Source organism: Rhodococcus sp. I2R, from assembly GCF_020889545.1.
Taxonomy (GTDB): domain Bacteria; phylum Actinomycetota; class Actinomycetes; order Mycobacteriales; family Mycobacteriaceae; genus Rhodococcoides.
The window spans coordinates 52,348-71,062 of record NZ_JAHUTG010000014.1 but is presented as its reverse complement, the minus strand read 5'-3'; the positions used below and the strand labels follow the sequence as shown (position 1 = coordinate 71,062).

Annotated in this window: 18 protein-coding genes; 7 read left to right on the top strand and 11 right to left on the bottom strand. The window is 65.0% G+C overall.

Annotated elements, in window-relative coordinates; all coding sequences use genetic code 11:
* Window positions 1-2: 2 nt before the first annotated feature.
* The 4 genes from sepH to KVY23_RS15950 all read right to left on the bottom strand — a co-directional run bounded on the left by sepH (window position 3) and on the right by KVY23_RS15950 (window position 4,808).
* The gene (gene sepH / locus KVY23_RS15965; RefSeq protein WP_230557398.1) at window positions 3-911 is read right to left on the bottom strand and encodes a septation protein SepH; all 909 of its coding nucleotides are present in this window, start codon (window positions 909-911) and stop codon (window positions 3-5) included.
* A gap of 252 nt (window positions 912-1,163) precedes the next feature.
* Window positions 1,164-2,285 carry a phosphoserine transaminase gene (gene serC, locus KVY23_RS15960; protein ID WP_230557397.1) on the bottom strand — a complete coding sequence of 374 codons (1,122 nt, stop codon included), beginning with the start codon at window positions 2,283-2,285 and terminating at the stop codon, window positions 1,164-1,166.
* 191 nt (window positions 2,286-2,476) lie between these two features.
* On the bottom strand, window positions 2,477-3,439 hold the full coding sequence (locus tag KVY23_RS15955) for a hypothetical protein (protein ID WP_230557396.1): 963 nt from the start codon (window positions 3,437-3,439) through the stop codon (window positions 2,477-2,479).
* 250 nt (window positions 3,440-3,689) lie between these two features.
* On the bottom strand, window positions 3,690-4,808 hold the full coding sequence (locus tag KVY23_RS15950; protein ID WP_075837346.1) for a citrate synthase 2: 1,119 nt from the start codon (window positions 4,806-4,808) through the stop codon (window positions 3,690-3,692).
* A 122-nt stretch (window positions 4,809-4,930) separates the two neighbouring features.
* On the opposite strand from KVY23_RS15950, the gene pdxH reads away from it, so the two are divergent.
* From pdxH to KVY23_RS15930, 4 genes are read left to right on the top strand one after another with little or no spacing between them, the layout of a single operon-like run.
* Entirely contained in the window at window positions 4,931-5,578 is a 648-nt protein-coding gene (gene pdxH / locus KVY23_RS15945) for a pyridoxamine 5'-phosphate oxidase (protein ID WP_294637363.1), read from the top strand.
* A 26-nt stretch (window positions 5,579-5,604) separates the two neighbouring features.
* Window positions 5,605-6,537, top strand: coding sequence for an aldose 1-epimerase family protein (locus KVY23_RS15940; protein WP_075837345.1), 933 nt, complete (start codon window positions 5,605-5,607; stop codon window positions 6,535-6,537).
* A complete protein-coding gene (locus tag KVY23_RS15935) occupies window positions 6,534-7,472 on the top strand; it encodes a carbohydrate kinase (RefSeq protein WP_230557395.1) in 939 nt (312 codons plus the stop codon). The genes KVY23_RS15940 and KVY23_RS15935 overlap by 4 nt, the downstream gene beginning before the upstream one ends.
* A 54-nt stretch (window positions 7,473-7,526) precedes the next feature.
* Window positions 7,527-8,825, top strand: coding sequence for a citrate synthase (locus KVY23_RS15930; RefSeq protein WP_075837343.1), 1,299 nt, complete (start codon window positions 7,527-7,529; stop codon window positions 8,823-8,825).
* Window positions 8,826-8,972: 147 nt separating this feature from the next.
* On the opposite strand, the gene KVY23_RS15925 is transcribed toward KVY23_RS15930, so the two are convergent.
* Window positions 8,973-9,797 (bottom strand): carbon-nitrogen hydrolase family protein, encoded by an 825-nt coding sequence (locus KVY23_RS15925; RefSeq protein WP_230557394.1) that lies wholly within the window; start codon window positions 9,795-9,797, stop codon window positions 8,973-8,975.
* A 121-nt stretch (window positions 9,798-9,918) separates the two neighbouring features.
* Between KVY23_RS15925 and KVY23_RS15920 the strand changes: the two genes are divergently transcribed.
* Together KVY23_RS15920 and KVY23_RS15915 are read left to right on the top strand one after the other, a co-directional pair.
* A complete protein-coding gene (locus KVY23_RS15920; RefSeq protein ID WP_075837390.1) occupies window positions 9,919-10,278 on the top strand; it encodes an FKBP-type peptidyl-prolyl cis-trans isomerase in 360 nt (119 codons plus the stop codon).
* Between the two features lie 28 nt (window positions 10,279-10,306).
* Entirely contained in the window at window positions 10,307-10,672 is a 366-nt protein-coding gene (locus KVY23_RS15915; RefSeq protein ID WP_206510911.1) for a hypothetical protein, read from the top strand.
* Here KVY23_RS15915 and KVY23_RS15910 read toward each other — a convergent pair.
* From KVY23_RS15910 to KVY23_RS15900, 3 genes are read right to left on the bottom strand one after another with little or no spacing between them, the layout of a single operon-like run.
* A complete protein-coding gene (locus tag KVY23_RS15910) occupies window positions 10,645-11,979 on the bottom strand; it encodes a sensor histidine kinase KdpD (protein ID WP_230557393.1) in 1,335 nt (444 codons plus the stop codon). The two genes, KVY23_RS15915 and KVY23_RS15910, sit on opposite strands and share 28 nt — an antisense overlap.
* Window positions 11,976-12,680 carry a response regulator transcription factor gene (locus tag KVY23_RS15905; RefSeq protein WP_206510910.1) on the bottom strand — a complete coding sequence of 235 codons (705 nt, stop codon included), beginning with the start codon at window positions 12,678-12,680 and terminating at the stop codon, window positions 11,976-11,978. Before KVY23_RS15905 ends, KVY23_RS15910 begins: the two co-directional genes overlap by 4 nt.
* 8 nt (window positions 12,681-12,688) lie before the next feature.
* Entirely contained in the window at window positions 12,689-12,901 is a 213-nt protein-coding gene (locus tag KVY23_RS15900) for a hypothetical protein (protein WP_230557392.1), read from the bottom strand.
* A gap of 84 nt (window positions 12,902-12,985) precedes the next feature.
* Between KVY23_RS15900 and KVY23_RS15895 the strand changes: the two genes are divergently transcribed.
* The gene (locus KVY23_RS15895) at window positions 12,986-14,317 is read left to right on the top strand and encodes a deoxyribodipyrimidine photo-lyase (protein WP_230557391.1); all 1,332 of its coding nucleotides are present in this window, start codon (window positions 12,986-12,988) and stop codon (window positions 14,315-14,317) included.
* Here KVY23_RS15895 and KVY23_RS15890 read toward each other — a convergent pair.
* From KVY23_RS15890 to KVY23_RS15880, 3 genes are all read right to left on the bottom strand, one after another.
* Window positions 14,314-15,216, bottom strand: a complete 903-nt coding sequence (locus tag KVY23_RS15890) for a DMT family transporter (protein WP_230557390.1) — start codon at window positions 15,214-15,216, stop codon at window positions 14,314-14,316. The two genes, KVY23_RS15895 and KVY23_RS15890, sit on opposite strands and share 4 nt — an antisense overlap.
* Window positions 15,217-15,289: 73 nt before the next feature.
* A complete protein-coding gene (locus tag KVY23_RS15885; RefSeq protein WP_075837338.1) occupies window positions 15,290-17,149 on the bottom strand; it encodes a propionyl-CoA synthetase in 1,860 nt (619 codons plus the stop codon).
* A 51-nt stretch (window positions 17,150-17,200) separates the two neighbouring features.
* A complete protein-coding gene (locus KVY23_RS15880) occupies window positions 17,201-18,706 on the bottom strand; it encodes a carboxyl transferase domain-containing protein (protein ID WP_206510907.1) in 1,506 nt (501 codons plus the stop codon).
* Window positions 18,707-18,715: the final 9 nt, after the last annotated feature.

Here is an 18,715-nt window from a genome sequence, read left to right as displayed (position 1 = left end):
GTTCAGCTGTGGCCGCTGCTGCGGACACCCAGCAGCACATCTTCCCACGACGGCATCGCGGGCTTGCCCTTCTTGTCGCGTTTCGGCGCCGGAGCGCTCTCGTGCCGGGGTTCGGAGCGGGCGGACTCGGCACTCGGAGACTCGTTGCTGGGGGACTCGTTGCTGGGGGACTCACTGCTGTGGGACTCGAGCTCGCCGTCGATCTCGCTGTCCGCCGTGGTCCCGTAGTACTCGTCGAAGGACTGCTGCTGCGAGTCTTCCTGTCCCGAAGCGGAGTCCCCCGGTGCAACTTCGAGTGCGCGAACCGGTGCGAGTCCGCGAAGCTGACGACCGAAGTCGGGGTCGACCAGTTCCGAGGCGGCGTCGTCGAGCGGGGTGATGGTGCCCCCGTGACCGTCCGGCAGGAACTGCCAGTGCGCTTTGTTCGTGGTGCGTCCGGCCTGCCACTTCAGCTGCGCGACCCACTTGTTGTCCTCGTCGCGCCAGGCGTCCCACGTGGCGTCGTCGAGGTGGTGGCCGCGGCCACGGAAGGCAAGGGCGACCACTTCTGCCAGAGTCTGCACCGCCGGGCCGTCGGAGCGCAGCGGATGGCCGGCCTGAGCCATCGATGCGGCCTGTGACCGTTCGAGCAGAACCGGATGCGCGAAGACCTCGACTCGGCTCAATGCCATCCCGGAATCGGCCGCAACCTGTTCGACGGTGGCGCCTGCACGGATTCGAGCCTGTATCTCTTTGGGCCTGAGCAAACTGTCCATTTCGATCTCAATCTGTCCTAGTCGAGCGATGTCGCCGCGTGAGGCCGCGCGGAGCTTGTCGTCGGCCGGAAGCCGGAATTTGTCGCCGGTCTTGGGATCTGTACAGATCACGTATTGCCCGTCCGGTTCGAGACCGATCACGCGTAGATCTCGCACCTTGACCTCCTCATCGCGCCGGCTCGCGATATCGTCCTGCTCGACAGTAATCCACCTGTGATCTGTGCCGCGTGTCCGACACGCATCCTGCCCAGTCGAACACTAGTCATCGTTCTCGCCCGTTGCACACGATCGCTGCTGTCCCTCTCAACTTCGTTGCGCTCCAAAGGCTTACCGAACGCAGACGCCCCCGCCCGCTGAGCGCACCAATTGGTGCGCTCAGCGAACGGGGGCGCGTGTCGTTCGCTCGGATCAACCGAGGTTGGAGACGACCCAATCGATGCTCTTGGTGAGCGCGGTGATGTCGTCCGGCTCGATGGCCGGGAACATACCTACGCGAAGCTGATTGCGTCCCAGCTTGCGGTACGGCTCGGTGTCGACGATGCCGTTGGCCCGCAGGATCTTCGCGACCTGCGCGGCGTCGATCTTGTCGTCGATGTCGATGGTGCCCACGACCTGGCTGCGATGCGTCGGGTTCGTGACGAACGGGGTGGCGAACTCGCTCGCGGTGGCCCAGTCGTACAGGCGCGACGAGGACTCGGCCGTGCGCGAGGTGGCCCAGTCCAAGCCGCCGTTGCGGTTCAGCCACTCGATCTGATCGGCGAACATCAGCAGCGTCGCCACCGCCGGAGTGTTGTATGTCTGGTCCTTGCTGCTGTTGGCGATGGCAATCGGCAGCGACAGGAAGTCCGGAACCCACCGGCCCGTGGACGCGATCTCGCTGACGCGCTCGAGTGCCGCTGGGCTCATCAACGCAACCCACAGCCCGCCGTCGGCGGCGAAGCACTTCTGCGGTGCGAAGTAGTACACATCGGAATCGGCGATGTTCACCGGAAGACCACCGGCACCCGAAGTCGCATCGATCGCGATGAGAGCATTCTCCGAACCGGCCGGGCGGCTGACCGGAATGGCCACACCCGTCGAGGTCTCGTTGTGTGCCCACCCGATGAGGTCCACCGACGGATCCGACGTGGGCTCGGGCGCGCTGCCCGGGTCGGCCTTGACGACGATGGGATCGCCGATGAATGGATTGTTCTTGGCAACCGAGGCGAACTTCGAGCTGAACTCACCGTTGGTCAGGTGCAGCGACTTCTCGCGAATCAAACCGAATGCCGCAGCATCCCAGAACGCCGTGGTGCCGCCGTTGCCGAGCACGACCTCGTAACCGTCCGGGAGGGAGAACAGGTCTCGCAGGCCACCGCGCACCCGAGCGACGACGTCCTTGACCGGCTTCTGGCGATGGCTGGTACCGAACACGGATGCACCCACGTCGACCAGGGACTGCAACTGCTCGGGGCGGACCTTGGACGGTCCGCAGCCGAAGCGTCCGTCGGCGGGCAGAAGATCAGCGGGAATGATCGGCGTATCGGCCATTGAACAGCGCATCCTAGCGTCGAGGGAATATGGCCCCTACAGGGTAGTCGCTGCTGGTTGACAAGTTTCGCGCAGGTTTCGGCGGATGGTGGCGGTCGCGTCGCGCGCGTGGGCCGCCCGCCCGTCATTCGCGCGCTTTGCGGTTGTTCGCGCGGGTTGCAACGTGCGCGGTTGGCTGCAAGGTGCGCGAATCAAGCCTCGGGCGGTCCGAAGGTGGTGCGCGGCGCCGGAAGGGTCGCGGCGAGTTCGATGGCGCGCTTCAGCTTCTCCACGAGCCGTTCGGGGTGTTCGAGATCTGCCCAGGTCCAGCGCACGACGATCCACCCGTGTGAGCGCAAAGCATCCTCGCGCTTCTTCTCTGCCACCACGGCATCACTTGCAGACTGTCCTGGTCGCAAGTACTTCGAGTACTTGACCCTCCCGTCGAACTCGCCGATCACGCCGAGGTCGGTGAACAAGAAGTCGACCCTGGCGATGAAGAGGCCGGACTCGCTGTACAGATTCACTTGCATCGCTGGACGGGGAAGCCCTGCGTAGTGCATGCGCACTCGGCTGCGTGATTCACCGACACTGTCGCTGAGGTCGCTGCAGAAATCGAGTACACGGCGAGCCTTGACCGCACTCTTCTTTCCGCTGCGACCCAACGCTTCGGCTACACCGATGACGGTGAGCAGGCGTCGATTGAGCGCTGCATCTGCCGCACACACGGCAGCTTCGAACGACAACGTCTTGCACAGATCGGCAACTGTCCGTTCTGGTGAGGTCACCGCAATTCCCTGAATGCTCACGACATCCTTGGAACTCAGAAACGCCGGGTGGAGATGACGTGAAGCTGATTTGCGGCCACCGCCCGGCCGGTCCACCGTGAAGTGAACGCGCTGCAAGTCCGGCGACCACAACGGGATTGAATGCAAGAGGGCGGCCGACTGGTGGCTCACCACCAACTCGCTGCGGGCGGCTGCGGCGTGTGCGCGAATGTGCAGTCGGTGGCGGTCGTCAGGACTCATGGAGTTCAGCTGGGCGGTCGGAGCGAAGGCACCTCGGCGTAGGCGTTCGATGGAGCCGCTGTTCGTAGCGGATCGAATGTCACCGTCGGTCGATCCGGAACGTACGAGCTGGCTACGCAGTAGTAACGGATCGTCGTCGAGGTTCATGCCGACAATGCTGAAGCTCGACGGGCCGCTGCGATAGCTGTGGATAACGAAGCTGTGGATAAGTGAATTTCCGGTACGATGCCGCGATTCCTCAGCCGGCGTGCAGCATTCGCGCGCTTTACGGTTGTTCGCGCGGGTTGCAACGTGCGCGGATGGCTGCAAGGTGCGCGAATCAAGCGTCCGCGAATACAACCCCCAAACGCACACCGCCGCCACCGTTGGACGGTAGCGGCGGTCGGGAGGGAGGGGATCAGATGATCTGGCCCCACCCGTCGACGGACTCGGGCTTGCGCGGGGCCGGTCCGGTGTAGATCGCGGCCGGGCGGACGAGCTTGCCGAGTCGCTTCTGCTCGAGGATGTGCGCACACCATCCGGCGGTGCGGCCACAGGTGAACATCGCGGGCATCATCCGGGTGGGGACCTCGGCGAAGTCCAGGATGACCGCGGCCCAGAATTCGACGTTGGTCTCGATGGCGCGATCGGGGCGACGCTCGCGCAGTTCGGCCAGCGCGGCTTGCTCGAGCGCAGCAGCGACCTCGTAGCGAGGCGCATTCAGTCGCTTCGCCGTCGCACGCAGCACGCGGGCACGCGGGTCCTCGGCGCGGTAGACGCGGTGCCCGAAGCCCATGAGCTTTTCTTTGCGGTCGAGGATGCCCTTGACGAGTCCGCGGGGGTCGTCGGTCTTCTCGACCTCTTCGATCATCGGAAGTACGCGTGCCGGTGCACCGCCGTGCAGTGGACCGGACATCGCGCCGATGGCCCCGGACAGCGACGCGGCGACGTCGGCGCCGGTGGAGGCGATGACGCGTGCGGTGAAGGTGGAGGCGTTCATGCCGTGCTCGGCGGCGGAGACCCAGTACGCGTCGATGGCCTCGGTGTGCGCGGGGTCGGGGTCGCCCTTCCATCGCGTCATGAAGCGTGCGGTGACGGTCTCGCACTGATCGATTTTCTTCTGCGGCACCGCGGGCTGATAGATCCCGCGAGCGGACTGCGCGACGTAGGACAGCGCCATCACCGAGGCACGGGCGAGCTGATCGCGGGCCGTGGCGTCGTCGATGTCGAGCAGCGGCTGGTATCCCCAGATCGGAGCAAGCATCGCCAGACCGGCCTGAACGTCGACGCGGACGTCACCGGTGTGGATCGGGAGGGGGAACGGCTCGGCGGGCGGCAGCCCGGGGCCGAAGCGGCCGTCGACGAGCAGCGCCCACACATTGCCGAAGGTGACCTTCTTGGCGACGAGATCTTCGATGTCGACGCCGCGGTAGCGCAGTGCGCCGCCGTCCTTGTCGGGTTCGGCGATGTCGGTGGTGAAAGCTACGACGCCTTCGAGGCCGCTGACGAAATCTTCGGGTACCTGTTGACCAGCCATTGCGTGGGGACTCTCCTCGTAGCCGTGCTGCCCGACCCAGCCGTGATGCACGCGCGCGGGACCGTCCGGGCTTGTCCGACCAGAACTTTAGCCGGTCGTACTCGGGAGTAGCGTCTGGGTTCGTGCGGAACGAAAAACGACATCTCGCCGACATGCGCGTCGATTACGGAGAAGACGCCGATCTCGACGTCGACCGGCTCCGCGACGGCTGGCTGCCACTGGCCCAGGAGTGGCTCGCCGACGCCGTCGCCGCGCAGATTCCCGAACCGAACGCGCTGGTACTGGCGACGGTCGATGCCGACGGCCGTCCTGCGACCCGAACCGTCCTGTGCAAGGAGCTCGGTGCGGAAGGCGTCGTCTTCTTCACCAACTACGGATCCGACAAGGGCACGCATCTCTCGCGTACCCCGTACGCGTCGGTGACGTTCCCGTGGATCGGTATCGCGCATCAGCTGACGATTCGGGGTATCGCTGAGAAGGTCTCCGCGGAGACGACCGCGGAGTACTTCGCCACCCGGCCGCGCGGATCGCAGTTGGGGGCATGGGCGTCGAACCAATCACGTCCGATCGACTCCCGAGCGGACCTCGAAGCCGCCTTGGCCGATGTCACGGCTCGGTTCGCCGACCAGGTGGTGCCGGTGCCGCCGAACTGGGGTGGGTACGTCGTGCGACCGGAGACGGTCGAATTCTGGCAGGGCCGCAGCAATCGCCTGCACAACAGGATCCGTTTCACGGTGGCAACCTCGACGGTGACGCGTCTTCAGCCTTGACCGGTTTCTTGTCCCGGGGGTGGACAATGGCAGCCATGGCGGACGCACAGACCTATGAGTTGACGCACGGCAAGTATCGGGCCGACGTGGTGTCGACAGGCGCTGGCCTGCGCAAACTCGAGTACGACGGCTCGCCGTTGACCGAGACGTGGGAGGCGGGCACCAAGCCGCCACTTTCGGCTGGTCTCGTGCTGGCGCCGTGGCCGAACCGGGTCGCCGACGGGAAATTCACCTTCGACCGCGCCGAGTATCAGCTCGAGATCACCGAACCCGCCAAGAACAACGCCAGCCACGGATTCGTGCGGCGCGTGGACTGGACCCTGGTCGATCACGGGGCTTCCCGCGTCGAACAGTCGGTGGATATCGGTGTCCATCAGGGCTGGCCGTTCGAGATAACGGTGAACGTGGTGCACGAGCTCACCGCCGGCGGACTCGTCGTGACCGCGTCCGCGACCAACACCGGCGACGTCGATGCGCCCTACGGAATGGGATTTCACTCCTTCGTCCGGGTCGGGGACGTTCCCCTGGACGAGTGCACGCTCGAATTCTCGGCGGGCACGCGCATGCCGATCGATCCGAAGCGCAGCCTGCCGATCCCGCCCTCGGTGGCCATCGCGGACACCGACTTCGACTTCCGGGCGCCGAAGCTGCTCGAGGGCGTCTGGCTCGACACTCCCTTCAGTGCAGAGTTGCCCGACGAGACCGGCCGCGCTTACCACGTACTGCGTGGCCCGGACGGCACCGCGACTGCTCTGTGGACCGATCGCGAGTTCGACTGGGTCCAGATCTTCACTGCTGACCCGAAGAACGATCAGGCCTATCCCGATCGCGGCCGAGCGTTGGCGATCGAGCCGATGACGTGTCCGCCGGACGCATTCAATTCGGAGATCGATCTGTTGGTCCTCGGGCCGGGCAAGTCCTGGACCGGCACGTGGGGAATGGAGTACCGCGCAGCATGACGATTCTGGTGTGCGGCGAGGCCCTGGTGGATCTAGTGCCTGTGCACGACGGGCCGCTGCTCGCTCCGAAGCTCGGCGGCGGGCCGTTCAACGTCGCCGTATCGCTCGGGCGACTGGGGTCGTCGGTGGCGTTCCTGTCGCGAGTGTCCACCGACCCGTTCGGCGAGCAGATCCTCGCGAGTCTGCAGGATGCGGGCGTCGACACGTCGTGGATCCAACGCGGCGACGAACCGACGACGCTGGCGATGACCACGCTCGCCGAGGACGGCAGCGCCCAATACTCGTTCTACGCCGACGGCACCGCGGATCGTCTCGTGCGTGATCCCGGGGCTCTGCCCGACGAGATCGACGTGCTGTCCTTCGGGACGTTGTCGTTGCTGTACGAGCCCGGTGCGTCGATGTATGCGGCGCTGCTTCACCGCGCCCACGCGGCGGGCAAGTTGACGATGGTCGATCCGAACATCCGTCCGGCGGCGATCGACAGCACCAGTGGCGACATCACCGCCGACGGATTCCGGCTTCGTTTCAGAACGTGGCTGCCGGCCGTCGACATCCTGAAGGTGTCGGAGGACGATTCTCACTGGCTGGGATTGGGTGAAGAAGGTACGACGGTCGACGACTGGCTCGAGCAAGGGGTGACGGCTGTCGTCATGACACGTGGCGGCGACGGTATCTCGGTCTTCACGGCCACCGGCGAGTACTCGGTCCCCGGTGTCCCCGTCGACGTCGTCGACACCATCGGTGCAGGTGACACCGTGCACGGCGCCCTGCTCAGTTTTCTCGTCAGAGAGAGCATTGTCACATCCGGCACGCTGGGTGAGATGGACAGGGAAGATTGGGAACGAGCATTGAGGTTCGCCGCACGGGCCGCAGCCGTCACGGTTTCACGTCCGGGTGCAGACCCTCCGTGGGCGTCCGAGGCGCCGAGAGACTAGTTTCACTATCGAGATAAGAAATTGTCCGTTACATGAGTTCGAGAGGGACCATTCGTGCCCGCTGAGAATGACGCAAAAGCCACCCTCACCTACCCCGGTGGCGAACACATCATGTCCATTGCCAAGGCTACCGACGGCAACGACGGTATCGAGCTGGGGAAGTTGCTGGCCGAGACCGGCTACACGACTCTCGACGGTGGGTTCGTCAACACCGCGTCGACGAAGTCTGCGATCACCTACATCGACGGCGCCGAAGGCATCCTGCGCTACCGCGGGTACCCGATCGAACAACTTGCCGGTAAGTCCTCGTTCATCGAGGTCAGCTATCTGCTGATCTACGGTGAGCTCCCCAGCGAGGACCAGCTCGACAGGTTCACCGACAAGATTCGTCGACACACGCTGCTGCACGAGGACCTCAAGCGGTTCTTCGACGGCTTTCCGCGCAACGCTCACCCGATGCCGGTGCTGTCCAGTGCAGTCAATGCGCTGTCTGCGTACTACCAGGATTCTCTGGACCCCAACGATCCCGAGCAGGTCGAGCTCTCGACCATCCGGCTCCTCGCGAAGCTGCCGACCATCGCGGCCTACGCGTACAAGAAGTCGGTCGGTCAGCCGTTCCTGTACCCGGACAACTCGAAGAGCCTCGTCGAGAACTTCCTGCGGATGACTTTCGGGTTCCCGGCGGAGCCGTACGAGATCGATCCCGAGATCGTCAAGGCCCTCGACATGCTGCTCATCCTGCATGCCGATCACGAGCAGAATTGTTCGACCTCGACGGTTCGGCTGGTCGGTTCGTCCAACGCCAACCTGTTCACGTCCATCTCCGGCGGTATCAACGCACTGTGGGGCCCGCTGCACGGCGGCGCCAACCAGGCCGTACTCGAGATGCTCGACCAGATCAAGGCCGACGGCGGTGATGCTTCCGCATTCCTGCGCCGGGTGAAGAACAAAGAAGACGGCGTCAAGCTCATGGGCTTCGGACACCGCGTCTACAAGAACTTCGATCCGCGCGCCACCCTCGTCAAGGAGACCGCGCACACCATCCTCGACAAGCTGGGCAAGGGTGACGAGCTCCTCGAGATCGCACTCAAGCTCGAGGAGACCGCGCTCACCGACGACTACTTCGTCGAGCGCAAGCTGTACCCGAACGTCGACTTCTACACCGGCCTGATCTACCGCGCTATGGGCTTCCCGCCGCGTATGTTCACGGTTCTCTTCGCCATGGGCCGTCTGCCGGGTTGGATTGCGCACTGGCGTGAGATGCACGAGGACGCCAGCGGCAAGATCGGCCGTCCCCGTCAGATCTACACCGGTTACACCGAGCGCGACTACAAGGACGTCAGCTCGCGCTGAGTACCAGTACGTGAAGCCGCCGGTCCCATATTTCGGGGCCGGCGGCTTTGTCGTCCCCACCCCTCCCGCCGAGATCGAGGTTGTGTACGCATTTCGGCGGTTTTCGGTACACAACCTCGATTTCGGCGGGGGTCAGGGGAGTACGGCTCAGAACTGTCGGCGATTGCCCAGGACCGGCAGTGTCTTGCGAACCGACTCGACGAGCCCGGTGTCGATGTCGACCGTCAGTAGGCCCGGCGTCGCGTCGAGTTCGCCCAGAATCTCGCCGACGGGTGAGCTGACGATGCTGTGTCCGACGCCCCGCGGCGCGGCCCCCTCGGCGTCGGCAGGTTCGGCCTGATCGCAGGCGGCGACGAATGCGGTGCAGTCCAATGCGCGGGCGCGCGCCAGCAGCGACCACTGCTCGACCTTGCCGGGACCGCTGCCCCAGGAGGCTGGGACGACGATCAGTTCGGCGCCGAGGTCGCCGAGCTTCTGGAACAACGCGGGGAAGCGGATGTCGTAGCAGGTCGCGAAGCCGATCGTGACCCCGCCGATGTCGATGGTCAGTGGCTCCGAACCCGGTGCGACGGTGTCGGATTCGGCGAATCCGAACGCGTCGAACAGGTGAATCTTGTCGTAGTGGGCGTCTGTGCCCGGCCCGGTGACGAGCAGGGTGTTGCTCACCCGTCCCTCGTCGGCGGGCGTGAACATTCCGGCGACGACGGTGATGCCGATACGTTGCGCGATCTCGCGAACCGCATCCGCCCAAGGGCCGTCGATGGGCTCGGCGACGCCGCGGATCGGTCCACCGAAGCACCGCATCATCGCCTCCGGAAAGACGACCAGAGATGACCCGGCCTCCTTGGCTGCGTGCGCGTGACTGTCGATGATCTTCAGGTTGTCGGACGGCTCGGTGCCACTCGTGACCTGCGCGAGGCTGATGCGGAGGGTGGTGCCCATCTGATCCTCCTGGTTCGTTTCTTCGGCCATAGACTTTCAGCCTATGGCTTCGCTGACCGCCGGAGCATCCGTCAGCACCTCTAGCTGGGGAAAGCCGTCGTTATCTGCACCTGCTCCGAAAGTCTGACGGCCGCGCCGTAGGGTGGACGTCGTGACGAAGCCAATTATCGAGTTTCAAGCCGGCCCTCCGCCCACCGACCTAGTGGTGGTGGATCTGGTCGAAGGCGACGGCGCAGAAGCGGTTGCCGGCTGCAATGTCGAGGTTCATTACGTCGGCGTCGAGTTCGAGTCGGGCGAGGAATTCGACTCCTCGTGGAACCGCGGCGAGTCGATCAAGTTCCCCCTGCAGGGCCTGATTCAAGGGTGGCAGGACGGCATTCCCGGTATGAAGGTCGGTGGGCGTCGTCAGCTCACCATTCCGCCGGAGCTGGCATACGGACCTGCCGGTCACGGTCACCAGCTGTCGGGCAAGACTCTCGTGTTCGTGATCGACCTGCTCGACGTCAAGTAGCCGCTGCTGCCGACGCTTAGGGGGACTCGTGGACGGTCGACGTATCGGCTCGGTATCGCTCCGCCTGGACGCGGTGTATTGCGCGGCGACGGCAGTGCTGGTCGCGGGGTTCACTCCGCTGCTCGCCCCGATTCTCGAAGTCAGCCCCATCGCGTTGGTTGCCGTGGCGTCCGTGGTCGCGGCCTGGGCAGCGTTTCTGTGGTTCGGGTCGAGGCGGTTCGCTCTTCGGCCCATGCTGTGGACGGTGATGTCGGCCAACATTGTTGCGGCGGCCGCAATCGGTCTCGTCGCCTCAGTGCTGCCGGGCTTCGCGATGTCGTTGCTCGTCGCCGCGGTGGCCATCGAGGTCGCGGCCTTTGCCGGCAGTCAGGCAGTGTCGCTGGGAACCTCGTGATCGGCGAGTTCCAACACCAGCCGGGCCCCGCCGAGTGGACTGTCGGCAAAGTACGCCCGGCCGCCGTGTATTTCGGCCTGTTGCTCGACGAGGGCCAAACCGAGGCCTGAGCCGCCCTTCGTTGCGGACGCTCCGCGGTAGAACCGCTCGAACACCGACGTGCGCTCCGACGCCGGGATTCCGCTGCCGTTGTCATCGATGGTGATGCTGACGCAGGCGTCCTCGCGAGCAACGGTGATCTTCACCTGTGTGGCGCCGCCGTGTCGGACCGCGTTGATGATCGCGTTGTCGAGCGCGAGCCGCAGACCGGCCGGCAGTGCGCGCATGTACTCGGTCGTGTCGGATTCGATCCGCACATCAAGTTCCGGGTTCTGCCGCATGGCGTCCTGCGCTGCGACATCGCAGATCTCCACGACGTCGACGTTCACGCGGTCGTTCTCGCTGGACAGTTCACCCGATGCGAGTCTTTCCAACGCAGAGAGGGTGGCTTCTACGCGCCCCTGGGTGCGTTGGAGGTCGTCGAGTATCTCCGAGCGTTGCGGCGGTTCGAGTTCGAGGGTGCGTAGGACCTCGATGTCTGTCCGCATGGCCGTCAACGGCGTCCGAAGCTCGTGTGCGGACACAGCCGCGAAGTCGCGGGCGGTGCCGAGTGCGTCGTTGGTGCGGGCCTGCGCGTCGTTGAGTCGCTGCAGCATATCGGCGATGGCGATGGCCAACTCGTCGGCCTCGCGGACGCCTGTTCGGGTCTGGGGTGGTTGGGGCGGCCGCGCACTGACCTGTTCGGTCAGGGTCACCAGCGGTTTCACCGCGCGGCCACCGAACACCCAGCCGAGTCCGGTGGATGCGGCGATGGCGGCGAGGCCGCCGAGGATCACCCAGCGTTGCTGGTCGTCGGTGACGCGCTGGGCCTCGATCGCCGGCACACCGATGGAGATGACGATGTCGGTGGCAGAGACCGCACGCGAGGTATAGACGCGGAACCGGTCGCCGTCGACGTCGACCGTCTGGGAGCCCTCATCGAGATCGGGCAGCTGCGTCGGCGTCGATGCGACCACCAATCCGCCGGTTCTGATGGTGACGGCGAACGCGCCGGTGCTGGCGAGCTGGTCCAGGAACAGCTCGAGGCTGGCCGCACTCGGAATCAGCACCTGCGAGGCCGTCGTGAGTCGGTCGTCGAGATTGTTGACGTTGTTTCGGGAGATGGCGACGGAGGTGACGACTCCGAGCGTCGCGACGACGATGGTTGCGCCGAGTGCCGTCGCAGCTGCCACTCGGGCACGCAGCGAGAACCCACTCGATCTCTTCACGATGCTGCGCGCAGGACGAAGCCGACGCCGCGGACGGTGTGCAGCACGCGCGATTGACCGTCGACCTCGATCTTGCGTCGTAGATATCCGACGAAGACGTCGACGACGTTGGTATCGGCGACGAAGTCGTATCCCCATACGAGCTCGAGCAGTCTTTCGCGGGTGAGGACCACACCGGAGTTACGGGCGAGCACGGCGAGGAGTTCGAACTCGCGTTTCGTCAGGTCGAGCTCTCGATCCTTCACATGAGCTCGGTATCCGGGAATGTCCACGCGGAGGTCGCCGATCACCACGGCCGAGTCGGCGTCCGGGGTTGCAGCCGGGGCTGCTGCGCGGCGGCGCAGCATCGCGCGGATGCGGGCGACCAGTTCGGCGAGGACGAATGGTTTGGTGAGGTAGTCGTCGGCGCCGGATTCGAGGCCCGAGATGCGGTCGTCCACCGAACTGCGCGCGCTCAGCACACAGATGGGGACGTCGTTGCCCATGGCGCGTAGCGCCTTGACGACGCTGGCCCCGTCGAGGACGGGCATGTTGATGTCGAGAACCACCACATCGGGTGCGCGCTGGCTGACCACGCTCAGCGCCTGGGCACCGTCCACGGCAGTGATGACGGTGAATCCGGACAGGCGCAGTCCACGCTGGAGGGAAGAGAGCACGTCCGCGTCGTCGTCGACGATCAGGACGGTGGCAGTGTCGGGCACACCCGCAATTATGCAGCCCAACTGTCGATGGCTATGGCTCGCTCCTCGGGCGTTTTGGCGAAGAACTCTTCGAGTGCGGTGCGGCGGTCGCGATCGGCGTCGAGCGTCCACGCTACTGCGGGCGCGTTGGCGTAGAGCTTGGCGTAGAACGCGTCGAACGTGCAGGTGCTGTTCACCAGCGACGCCGCTCCGGGGAAGATCGGGGTTGCTGTGTTTGTCATGTTTCCCAAGGTAGAACCCAATTTTGGGCAGCGAGTGAGGCAAGTATGGGAGATCTATGAGATTCCTCCGGTAAGACTGGATGCATGACTGTTGTGTGGTTTCGACGTGACCTGCGAACAGGTGATCTCCCGACCCTGACCGCTGCCGCGGACGGCGCCGGTCCCGTTCTCGGATTGTTCGTGCTCGACGAGAAACTGCTGAAAACCTCGGGCGGGCCGCGACGAGATTTCCTGTATCGGAGCCTGCAGGCACTCGACGATCAGCTCGGTGGTCGACTTCTGGTGGTCAAGGGTGATCCGGAGGAGGTCGTTCCGAAAGTCGCTCAGGCGCTCGATACCGCCGAGGTGCATGTCAGTGCCGATTACGGGCCGTACGGACGTGATCGCGACGAACGCGTCGGCAAGCACGTCGACCTCGTCGCAACGGGGTCGCCGTTCGCCATCGCGCCTGGACGGGTGACCAAGAACGACGGTGATCCGTACAAGGTGTTCACCCCGTACTTCCGCCAGTGGATGGAGCATGGCTGGCGAGGGCCCGCCGCGACGTCGGCGGACACCGTGGAGTGGCTCGATCCATCGCAGGTCTCGGGGTTGCCGCGCCGTGCCGCGATCCCCGAGGAAAAGGACGGGTCGACGGTGGAGGCCGGGGAGACTGCAGCGTTGGCGAACTGGAAGGAGTTTCTCGAGCGTGTTTCGGTGTACGAGGACGAACGCAACCGCCCGGATCTCGACTCGACCAGCCGAATGTCGGTATACCTCAAGTACGGGAACATTCACCCGCGCACGATGCTCGCGGACCTGGGTAAGCTCCGCAGCGAGGGGGCTGCGGGCTACCGAAAGCAGCTCGCCTGGCGAGATTTCTACGCGGACATATTGTTTCAGCGACCCGACAGTGCCAGGGAGAACTACGACAAGAAATTCGACAAGATCGAACTCGACACCAGCGAACACGCCTACGAGCTCTTCGACACCTGGAAAGAGGGCCGGACCGGATTCCCGATCGTGGACGCCGGAATGCGCCAGCTCGACTCCGAGAAGTGGATGCACAACCGTGTCCGCATGATCGTCGCGTCATTCCTCGTCAAGGATCTGCATCTGCCGTGGTGGTGGGGGGCGCGCTACTTCATGGCGCAACTCGTCGACGGTGACCTGGCGAACAATCAGCACGGCTGGCAGTGGACCGCCGGGACGGGTACCGACGCGTCCCCGTACTTTCGGGTGTTCAACCCCATCACGCAGGGCGAGAAGTTCGACCCCACCGGCGATTACGTGCGACGCTGGGTGCCGGAACTGCGCGGCGAGGAGGGAAAAGCGGTGCACACCTTGAAGTTCGGTCGCCCCAAGGACTATCCGGAGCCGATCGTGGACCACAAACACGAGCGGGAAGTGGCGATTGCGCGTTTCAAGTCCCTCTAGCGTTTGCGGGACAATCCGACGCCCACCAGGCAGATCATTCCGCCGACGACCGCCAGGTAGTGCGGGATCTCGCCGAGCAGAACCCAGCCGAGCAGGATGGTCAGCGGTGGGATGACATAGGTGGTGATGCCGAGCCGGCCGGCATCCATTCGCGTCAACGCGTAGGCCCAGGTGCTGAATGCGATCGCGGTCGGGACGAGTCCCAGATAGATCAGACCGCCGGTGGCGGCCGGTGACGCATCTCGAAGGTCGTCGATCAAACCCGGCGCGAACGGAAGCGTGCACACTGCGCCGATCGCGCAGGCCATCCACGTGACCTGCAGCCCCGGAATGGATCTGAGCACGGGCTTCTGACTGAGCACTCCGATGGCATAGGTGGCCGCAGCTACCAAGCACAGTGCGATACCGAGGAAGCCCGGATCGGTGCGAGTGGTGTCGGTGGTGGTGACGGCACTGACGACACCGACCATCACAGCCCCCGCGAAAGCTATGGCAGCGCCGATCAGCAACCAGCGTGGAAAGCCCTCACCGAGCAGAATTCCGGCGAAGACAGCGACGAGTATGGGGCCGATCTGGATGAGCATCGACGTCGTCGCCGCGTCGACGCGCTGTTCGGCGGCGTTGAGCGCGACGTTGTAGATCGCGAACCAGAACACCCCGACGCTGAAGATCTGAATCCACTGCGCACGGTTGGGTTTGACCCATCGGCCCCGCGAGAGCACGAGTGCGCCCAGGACGAGGCTGCCGATCAGCAGCCGGCCGAGCGCGAGCGGGCCCGCGCCGAACGACTCCCCGATGCCTCGGATGGCGACGAACGCCGATGCCCAGGACAACACCGTCACAGCGACGGCGCCGAGGGCGAGCCAATCCGTTTTCGGTTCGGTATCGAGGTCTGTCATGGGATACGACGCTACTGCGGGCTCGTGGTTGTGCGCGCGCGGATTTCGGACAACGTTGCGTGGATTACTGCCGTTACTGGTGTCGCAGCAGCTTCTCCAACGCATCGAGCACCGCCGGATCCTCGATGGTCGACGGCACGCCGTATTCCTCACCGGCGACGATCTGCCGCATCGTCTTGCGGAGAATCTTTCCGGATCGCGTCTTGGGCAACGCACCGACGATCGTGACGTCACGGAAGGTTGCGAGCGCGCCGATCTGATCGCGAACCATCGCGACGAGTTCGTCACGCAACTGATCCTCGGTGATGGTCTCACCGGATTTGAGCACCACGTACCCGCTCGGACGCTGGCCCTTGAGATCGTCGTGAATTCCGATGACGGCGCATTCGGCGACGGCGGGGTGGCCCGCCACCACGGCCTCCATCGAACCTGTCGAAAGTCGATGTCCGGCAACGTTGATCACGTCGTCGCTTCGGCCGAGGACATAGACATAACCGTCGGCGTCGATGTAGCCGGAATCGCCGGTCAGGTAGTAGCCGGGGAAGGTGTCGAGATAGGAACGCTGGTACCGGTTCTCGTCGTTCCACAATCCGACGAGTGTGCCCGGCGGCAACGGCAGTTCGATGACGATGTTGCCCTCGGCGCCGGCGTCCACCGCGTTGCCCGAAGCGTCGAGGATGGCGACGCGGAATCCGGGCACGGCCACCGTCGGCGAGCCTGATTTGATCGGAAGCGGTTCCAGGCCGCGCAGGTTGGCGCAGATCGCCCAGCCCGTTTCGGTTTGCCACCAGTGGTCGACGACCGGCCGGTCCAGGGTGCGTGAACTCCACTCGTACGTGTCGGGATCGAGGCGCTCACCGGCAACGAAGAGTGTTGCCAGAGTGCTGATGTCGTATTTCTCGAGTTCGGCGGCATGCGGGTCCACCTTGCGGATCGCCCGGAGCGCAGTGGGTGCGGTGAAGAGCGCGCGGACACCGTGATCGGAGATGACGCGCCAGAACGCACCGGCGTCGGGAGTCCCCACGGGTTTGCCCTCGTACAGGACGGTTGTGGCGCCGGCGAACAGCGGGCCGTAGACGATGTAGGAGTGGCCCACAACCCAGCCGACGTCGGATGCCGTCCACATGACCTGACCGGCGCCGACGTCGTAGATGTTGCGCATGGACCACGTCAGTGCAACGGCGTGGCCTCCGTTGTCGCGCACCACGCCCTTGGGCTTTCCGGTGGTTCCGGAGGTGTACAGGATGTAGAGCGGATCGGTTGCCTGCACCGTGACCGGGTCGGCTGCGGTTGCGTCGGAGAACTGTTCGTCCCAATCGAGCCAGGAGTGTTCGCCTGCGATGCCCTCGCGTGACTTGACGATGACCTGCGGAGGCGTGCCAGTGGCCATGGCCAGCGCTTTCTCCACGATCGGCAGGTATTCGACGACCCTGCCCGGCTCGAAACCGCCACTTGCGGTGACGAGGAGTACGGGTTCGGCGTCGTCGATGCGGGCCGCGAGTTCCTTGGCCGCGAAGCCGCCGAACACGACCGAATGCACTGCGCCGATGCGCGCACAGGCGAGCATCGCGATGACCGCCTCCGGAATCATCGGCAGGTACAGCACCACGCGATCGCCGGTGGTGACGCCGTTCGCTGCGAGGACTCCGGCGAACCGCGCGACGTGGTCGAGGAGTTCGGAGTAGGTGTAGCTGCGCTGGACCCCGATCATCGCAGAGTCGTAGATCAACGCCGTCCGGTCGCCATGACCTGCGTCGACGTGGCGGTCGAGGGCGTTGACGCACGTGTTGAGTCGGCCGTCGGGGAACCACCGGCCCTCGCCGTAGGCAGTGGTGGGAGGGCTCTCCCAGTCGATGTCGCGGGCAGCGTCGAGCCAGAACCCTTCGCGGTCGGAGACGCTGCGGTCGAATGCGGTCCGGTATTCACCACTCATGGATGCAGCCTAGTGGCGAACCGTGCAGCCAGGTTCGGAACCAGGCCCGACTCACCCGAGGTTACGAACCCCCAGCCTGCGGTATCGCGACATACGCATCTCGAGGCGGCTGTCGGAGTCGGCTTGGGCGATGACTCGGAGTTCGCGTGCGATGGCGCCGGCAACGCGCAACGAGAACTCGACGGGCTCCTCGGCGGCGTCCGGGTGCTCGGGAACGATCGCGTCGACGATGCCGTCGCGAAGCAGATCCACCGACCGTATTCCCTGTGATTCCGCCATCTCTGCGGCGTGTGCGGTGTCTCGGTGCACGATTGCGCTCGCGCCCTCCGGCGGCAGCGGGGCCAGCCAGGCATTTTGAGCGCACAGCGTCCGGTCGGCCGGAAGCAACGCCAATGCCCCGCCGCCGGTGCCCTGGCCCAGCAGCACCGACACGGTCGGGGTGTCGACGGTGACGAGATCGCTGATGCAGCGGGCGATTTCCGGTGCCAACCCGCCCTCCTCCGCCTCCTTGGACAGTGCGGCCCCGAAGGTGTCGATGACGAGGACGAGTGGGATGCCGAGTTCCTCGGCCAGCTTCATCCCGCGGCGCGCTTCGCGTAGAGCTCCTGGGCTCATGGTGGCGGTGACGCTGTGACCGCTGCGGTCGTTGCCGAACACCACACACGAGATCCCACGAAAACGGCACAGCGACAGCAGGATAGTGGTGTCGGATTCACCCTGGCCGGTGCCGCTGAGCGGTACCTGCTCGGTGGCGGCGTGTTCGAGCAACTGCCGCACCCCTGGGCGGTCGGGGTTTCGCGATGACATGACCGAATGCCAGGCCGAGTGTTCCGGGATATCGGCGACGGCAGGTGCGGGCGCGAGTTCGTGCGGGAGGTCGGTGTCCCCGCTGACCACGCGGAGGGCCCGGACCAGCAGGTGCCGAAGGTTCGGGACGGGCACCACACCGTCGATGACACCGTGGTGGTAGAGATTCTCGGCAGTCTGGACGCCTTCGGGAAATGGCTTGTCGTACAGCGCCTGATAGACGCGAGGGCCGAGGAATCCGATGAGTGCAAAGGGCTCGGCGAATGTCACGTGCGCCAGCGATCCCCAGGATGCGAACACGCCACCCGTCGTGGGATTGCGCAGGTAAACCAGATATGGCAGACCGGCCTGTTTGTGCAGAGTGACCGCGCCGGCGATCTTCACCATCTGCACGAAGGCGAGTGTGCCTTCCTGCATCCGAGTTCCGCCGGAGGTGGGGGAGGCGATCAGCGGTAACTTCTCGGCGGTGGCCCGCTCGACAGCCGAGGCGATCCGTTCCGCGGCAGCCACTCCGATCGAGCCGGCGAGGAAGGAGAACTCGCATGCGATGACGGCCACGACCCGGCCGTCGATCAGGCCCTGCCCGGTGAGGACGGCCTCGTCGACGCCGCTCTTCTCCCGCGCCTTGGTGAGGTCTGCAGCGTACGAGGCGTTGGGCGCGACGTCGATCGGCGTGCTGTCCCAGGAGACGAACGATCCGCCGTCGAGAATCGCATCGAGGATCTCGGCGGCGGATGTCCGTGTGTTCATGGGGAGAGC

What these genes read in the sequence shown, in the direction of transcription:
- KVY23_RS15895 (WP_230557391.1), top strand. Translation starts at nt 12,986, where the DNA reads ATGACTGTTGTGTGGTTTCGACGTGACCTGCGAACAGGTGATCTCCCG.
- KVY23_RS15900 (WP_230557392.1), bottom strand. Translation starts at nt 12,901, where the DNA reads ATGACAAACACAGCAACCCCGATCTTCCCCGGAGCGGCGTCGCTGGTG.
- KVY23_RS15950 (WP_075837346.1), bottom strand. Translation starts at nt 4,808, where the DNA reads ATGGCTGGTCAACAGGTACCCGAAGATTTCGTCAGCGGCCTCGAAGGC.
- KVY23_RS15885 (WP_075837338.1), bottom strand. Translation starts at nt 17,149, where the DNA reads ATGAGTGGTGAATACCGGACCGCATTCGACCGCAGCGTCTCCGACCGC.
- KVY23_RS15935 (WP_230557395.1), top strand. Translation starts at nt 6,534, where the DNA reads ATGACGATTCTGGTGTGCGGCGAGGCCCTGGTGGATCTAGTGCCTGTG.
- KVY23_RS15925 (WP_230557394.1), bottom strand. Translation starts at nt 9,797, where the DNA reads ATGGCCGAAGAAACGAACCAGGAGGATCAGATGGGCACCACCCTCCGC.
- KVY23_RS15890 (WP_230557390.1), bottom strand. Translation starts at nt 15,216, where the DNA reads ATGACAGACCTCGATACCGAACCGAAAACGGATTGGCTCGCCCTCGGC.
- KVY23_RS15880 (WP_206510907.1), bottom strand. Translation starts at nt 18,706, where the DNA reads ATGAACACACGGACATCCGCCGCCGAGATCCTCGATGCGATTCTCGAC.
- KVY23_RS15955 (WP_230557396.1), bottom strand. Translation starts at nt 3,439, where the DNA reads ATGAACCTCGACGACGATCCGTTACTACTGCGTAGCCAGCTCGTACGT.
- KVY23_RS15940 (WP_075837345.1), top strand. Translation starts at nt 5,605, where the DNA reads ATGGCAGCCATGGCGGACGCACAGACCTATGAGTTGACGCACGGCAAG.
- serC (WP_230557397.1), bottom strand. Translation starts at nt 2,285, where the DNA reads ATGGCCGATACGCCGATCATTCCCGCTGATCTTCTGCCCGCCGACGGA.